Source organism: Kitasatospora sp. NPDC036755 (assembly GCF_040636595.1).
In the GTDB taxonomy this organism is placed as follows: Bacteria; Actinomycetota; Actinomycetes; order Streptomycetales; family Streptomycetaceae; genus Kitasatospora.
Genome location: NZ_JBEZUT010000454.1, coordinates 1 through 5,318, shown reverse-complemented (window position 1 = coordinate 5,318; position 5,318 = coordinate 1). Strand labels below are relative to the sequence as shown.

The 5,318-nt window shown below is 72.3% G+C and carries 3 protein-coding genes; 2 read left to right on the top strand and 1 reads right to left on the bottom strand.

Annotation, left to right across the window (positions count from 1 at the left end; translation table 11 throughout):
- The coding region (locus AB0E96_RS37790; protein ID WP_359830877.1) for a glycoside hydrolase family 15 protein at positions 1–1,772 on the bottom strand (1,772 nt) is incomplete at its 3' end.
- A gap of 759 nt (positions 1,773–2,531) precedes the next feature.
- Between AB0E96_RS37790 and AB0E96_RS37785 the strand changes: the two genes are divergently transcribed.
- On the top strand, positions 2,532–4,169 hold the full coding sequence (locus AB0E96_RS37785) for a CTP synthase (RefSeq protein WP_359830875.1): 1,638 nt from the start codon (positions 2,532–2,534) through the stop codon (positions 4,167–4,169).
- 95 nt (positions 4,170–4,264) lie between these two features.
- Positions 4,265–4,912, top strand: a complete 648-nt coding sequence (locus AB0E96_RS37780) for an NUDIX hydrolase (RefSeq protein ID WP_359830872.1) — start codon at positions 4,265–4,267, stop codon at positions 4,910–4,912.
- The last annotated feature ends 406 nt before the right edge of the window (positions 4,913–5,318 follow it).

Below are 5,318 nucleotides of genomic sequence, written 5' to 3'. Positions count from 1 at the left end.
TCCTGCACCCGGCCGATCATGGCGAGGTCGTCGGCCAGCCAGAACGAGCAGGCCAGGAAGGCGCCCTCGTGGCCGGAGAGGCCGTCGACGTTGTTGCCCGACTCGTCGTGGGTCGGGTAGCGCAGCACGAAGCCGTCCTCGGTGGACAGCTCGCGCTGGATCGCCTCGATGGTCCCGATCACCCGCTTGTCGTCCGGGGGCAGGAAGCCGACCTGGGGGATCAGCAGCAGCGAGGCGTCCAGCTCCTTGCCGCCGTAGTACTGGGTGAAGGTGTTGCGCTCGGGGTCGTAGCCCTTCTCGCAGACGTCCGCGTGGATCTGCGCGCGCAGCTCGCGCCAGCGCTCCAGGTGGCCGCCGGAGGCGTCCTCGGGGGTCTGCTCCAGCAGCTTGATGGTGCGGTCGACGGCGACCCAGGCCATCACCTTGGAGTGGACGAAGTGCCGGCGCGGGCCGCGGACCTCCCAGATGCCCTCGTCCGGCTCCTGCCAGTGGTCCTCCAGGTAGTCGATCAGGCGCAGCTGGAGCTGGTGGGCGTGGTCGTTGCGGACCAGGCCGGTCATGTGGGCGAGGTGGAGGGCCTCGACGACCTCGCCGTAGACGTCGAGCTGGAGCTGTCCGGCGGCGCCGTTGCCGACCCGGACGGGCTGGGAGCCCTCGTAGCCGGGCAGCCAGTCCAGCGAGGACTCGGTGAGCTCGCGCTCGCCGGCGATGCCGTACATGATCTGGAGGTTCTCCGGGTCACCGGCGACGGCGCGCAGCAGCCACTCGCGCCAGGCGCGGGCCTCCTCGCGGTAGCCGGTGCGCAGCAGCGAGGAGAGGGTGATGGCGGCGTCGCGCAGCCAGGTGTAGCGGTAGTCCCAGTTGCGCTCGCCGCCGATGTCCTCGGGCAGCGAGGTGGTGGGGGCGGCGACGATCCCGCCGGTGGGGGCGTAGGTGAGGCCCTTGAGGGTGATCAGGGAGCGGATCACGGCCTCGCGGTAGGGGCCCTGGTAGGTGCACTGGTCGGCCCACTCGTGCCAGAAGTCGGCGGTGGCGTCGAGCAGCTCCTCGGCGTCCGGGGTCCGGGGCGGGTCGAGGTGGGAGGCCTGCCAGGTGAGGGCGAAGGCGATCCGCTCGCCGGCGGTGACGGTGAAGTCGGCGTAGGTGGTGAGGTCACGGCCGTAGGTCTCGGCCTCGCCGTCCAGCCAGACCGAGTCGGGCCCGGCCATGGCGACGGTGCGGTGGCCGCCGTCGGGCTGCTCGACGCGGTGCACCCAGGGCACCACCCGGCCGTAGGAGAAGCGCATCCGCAGCGCCGAGCGCATCCGCACGGTGCCGGAGACGCCCTCGACGATCCGGATCACCTGGGGGACGGCGTCCTTGCCGGCCAGCGGGCGCAGCGGCATGAAGTCGATCACCCGGACGGTGCCGCCCTGGGCGTCCCACTCCTGCTCCAGGATCAGCGAGTCGCCCCGGTAGCGGCGGCGGTCGGCGGGCAGCGCGGGGGCGGCGGCGGTGGGCGGGGGGACCCGCAGGTCGGCGGTGTCGGCGAGGCGGGTGCGGCCGGCGCCGGCGGGGGGTGTGGCGGCGGCCGGTGCGGGGACCTCGGTCAGGACGGCCTCGGCCGGGCCGATCCGCCAGAAGCCGTGTTCATCGGTGCCGAGCAGGCCGGCGAACACGGCCGGCGAGTCGAAGCGGGGAAGGCAGAGCCAGTCCACCGCCCCGTCCCTGCTGACCAGGGCAGCGGTCTGCATGTCCCCGATGAGTGCGTAGTCCTCGATACGGCCGGCCACGTGGATCTCCAGTTCGCAATGTGGTCAGGGCATCGGCGAGCGGAGGGAGCGAGCGGGCTGCGGGGCCGGATGTCCACCCCGGGACGTCCGGCCTGCCGGGGGTGGTGGCAGGCCCTGCTGGAGTGTCCGCGGGGCTCGGTCGAGCCCCTGGAGTGGGTGGGGATGGGCTTGGAATACGGGGAGGTCCGGTCGCGCATCGGGGACCGGGAGTGTCCTGACCCTCCCACGCCCTCCGCGTGCTCGTGCTGTCGGCGATGCGTCCGAGCAGCTTACGACGGACGAAAGGGGCGAAGCACGCGGACGCAGCCCGGTGTGGCGCCGCAATTCGGCGGAAATGCCGTGCATCGTGAGGGCGCCGCGCAGGATGGTCCGGAAGGATCACCTCCGCCTGGTCCGGGCGGAGGGGACGGCATGGTCCGGACGGACACCGCGCTCTGGCCCGGTCCGGTGGGTTGTGCGACCGGTGTGACGGCTGCGCCTCCTGATGCGCCGGTGGTGCGCCCCGCGCGCGCTCCCGGCGCGGCGCGCGCGGCCCGAACGGCGTCCGGGTCAGGGCACTGATACCCTGGTATCCCGTGGACCGGCGGGATCAAACGCCCCGGACCAGCCGAACCGACGACCAACGAGCGCCGCGCACCGAGCCGGCCTCCGTCGCCCGGCGAACCCCGAGCCTCCCGCCCACGTCTGCTTCGACACGCGACCCACGGGAGCCCCCTCTTGGCACAGCCCCATTCCGGCAAGGCAGCGAACGGCCGCGCCGTGACGACCAAGCACCTCTTCGTCACCGGGGGTGTCGCCTCTTCTCTCGGAAAGGGGCTCACCGCCTCCAGCCTCGGTGCGCTGCTCAAGGCCCGCGGCCTGCGCGTGACGATGCAGAAGCTCGACCCGTACCTCAACGTGGACCCGGGCACCATGAACCCGTTCCAGCACGGTGAGGTGTTCGTCACCGACGACGGCGCCGAGACCGACCTGGACATCGGCCACTACGAGCGCTTCCTGGACACCAACCTCCACGGCTCGGCGAACGTCACCACCGGCCAGGTGTACTCGACCGTCATCGCCAAGGAGCGCCGCGGCGAGTACCTGGGCGACACCGTCCAGGTCATCCCGCACATCACCAACGAGATCAAGTCCCGGATCCGCCGGATGGCGACCGAGGACGTCGACGTGGTGATCACCGAGGTCGGCGGGACCGTCGGCGACATCGAGTCGCTGCCGTTCCTGGAAGCCGTCCGCCAGGTGCGCCACGAGGTCGGCCGGGACAACGTCTTCTTCGTGCACGTCTCCCTGCTGCCGTACATCGGCCCCTCGGGCGAGCTGAAGACCAAGCCCACCCAGCACTCCGTCGCCGCCCTGCGCAACATCGGCATCCAGCCCGACGCGATCGTGCTGCGCGCCGACCGCGAGGTCCCGCAGGCGATCAAGCGCAAGATCTCGATGATGTGCGACGTGGACGAGGAGGCCGTGGTCGCGGCCATCGACGCCAAGTCGATCTACGACATCCCGAAGGTCCTGCACGGCGAGGGCCTGGACGCCTACGTGGTGCGCCGCCTGGACCTGCCGTTCCGCGACGTCGACTGGACCACCTGGGACGACCTGCTGCGCCGCGTCCACGAGCCGCAGCACATCGTCAAGGTCGCCCTGGTCGGCAAGTACATCGACCTGCCCGACGCCTACCTGTCGGTGACCGAGGCGCTGCGCGCCGGCGGCTTCGCCAACAACGCCCGCGTCGAGATCAAGTGGGTCACCTCGGACGACTGCGAGACCCCCGAGGGCGCCCAGGCGCAGCTCGGCGACGTCGACGCGATCTGCATCCCCGGCGGCTTCGGCGACCGCGGCGTCAACGGCAAGGTCGGCGCCATCACCTTCGCCCGCGAGAACAAGGTGCCGCTGCTGGGCCTGTGCCTGGGCCTGCAGTGCGTCGTCATCGAGGCGGCCCGCAACCTGGCCGGCCTGCCGGAGGCCAACTCCACCGAGTTCGACGCCGCCGCCAAGCACCCGGTCATCTCCACCATGGCCGAGCAGCTGGCCATCGTCGACGGCAAGGGCGACCTGGGCGGCACCATGCGCCTGGGCCTGTACCCGGCCAAGCTCGCCGAGGGCTCGATCGTGCGCGAGGTGTACAACGGCGAGCAGTACGTCGAGGAGCGCCACCGCCACCGCTACGAGGTCAACAACGCCTACCGCGCGGACCTGGAGAAGACCGGCCTGGTGTTCTCCGGCCTCTCGCCCAAGGGCGACCTGGTCGAGTACGTCGAGTACCCGCGCGAGGTGCACCCCTACCTGGTGGCCACCCAGGCCCACCCGGAGCTGAAGTCCCGTCCGACCCGCCCGCACCCGCTGTTCGCGGGCCTGGTCAAGGCGGCCATCGAGATCAAGACCGCGGTCTCCGAGTAGTCCTCCCCGGTCGTTCACCGGACGGCGGCCCCGCGATTCCCGCGGGGCCGCCGTTCGGCGTTAGATTGTGTCGTACTGACGAAAAGGGGAGAGCGATGGACGAGCAGGGCCGCCAGGGGATCTTCGACGTGGCCGAGGAGTGGGAGGTCCGGGCGAGCGGGACCCCGTTCCAGGGCAAGGTCACGGGGGTGCGCAGCGAGGAGGTCCGGATGCCCGACGGCAGCTGGGCCCGCCGGGACTACCAGACCCACCCCGGCTCGGTCTCGGTGCTCGCCCTCGACGCCGAGCAGCGGGTGCTGGTGCTGCGCCAGTACCGCCACCCGGTGCGCCAGCGGCTGTGGGAGCTGCCGGCCGGCCTGCTCGACGTGCCCGGCGAGAACCCGTGGCACGCCGCGCAGCGCGAGCTGTACGAGGAGGCCTACTGCAAGGCCGGCACCTGGCGGATCCTCGCCGACTACTACACCTCCCCGGGCGGCACCGACGAGGCGCTGCGGATGTTCCTGGCCACCGACCTGGCGCCGGCCGAGGGCGAGCGCTACGCGGCCGAGGGGGAGGAGCAGGAGATCGAGGTCGCCTGGGTGCCCGTGCCGGAGCTGATCCGGCTGATCCAGGCCGGGGAGCTGCACAATCCGACCCTGGTCACCGGAACCCTCGCCGTGCACGCCGCGCTCACCGGCCCGGACGGGCTGGACGCGCTGCGCCCGGCGGACTCGCCCTGGCCGGCCCGGCCGTTCGAGGCCTGAGCAGGTCCGGCCGCTTCCGGTCCCTCGGGGGCCCGGCCCTTCCGGCCCTACCGGCCCTTCCGGCCCTACCGGTCCTTCCGGGCCGGAGGCGGCCGGTCGGGGGACGGCCGGCCGCGTGCGTTGAGTCGTTGGGGTGATTTGCCGATTCGTACGACCGGATGTCACCTCGGCTGAGCCGGACGGTCGAACTACGCTTCGCAGACAGGGCGCCCGTCCCGGGCCGCCTCCGCCGAGCTCCTCAGGAGCTCCGGAGGCTGGGCACCGGAAGCCGAGCGTCGGATGCCGAGCGCGGGATGACGTCGGGAGTGGCACGGGTGGCGAGGAAGACGGCGACGATGGACCCCGGCCCCGGCGCGCCCGCCGGGGCCGTCCCGGGCCTGGAGCGGCTGCCGGCCGCGCCCGCGCT

Coding starts and splice junctions, on each gene's coding strand:
- AB0E96_RS37780 (WP_359830872.1), top strand. CDS start 4,265: ATGGACGAGCAGGGCCGCCAGGGGATCTTCGACGTGGCCGAGGAGTGG.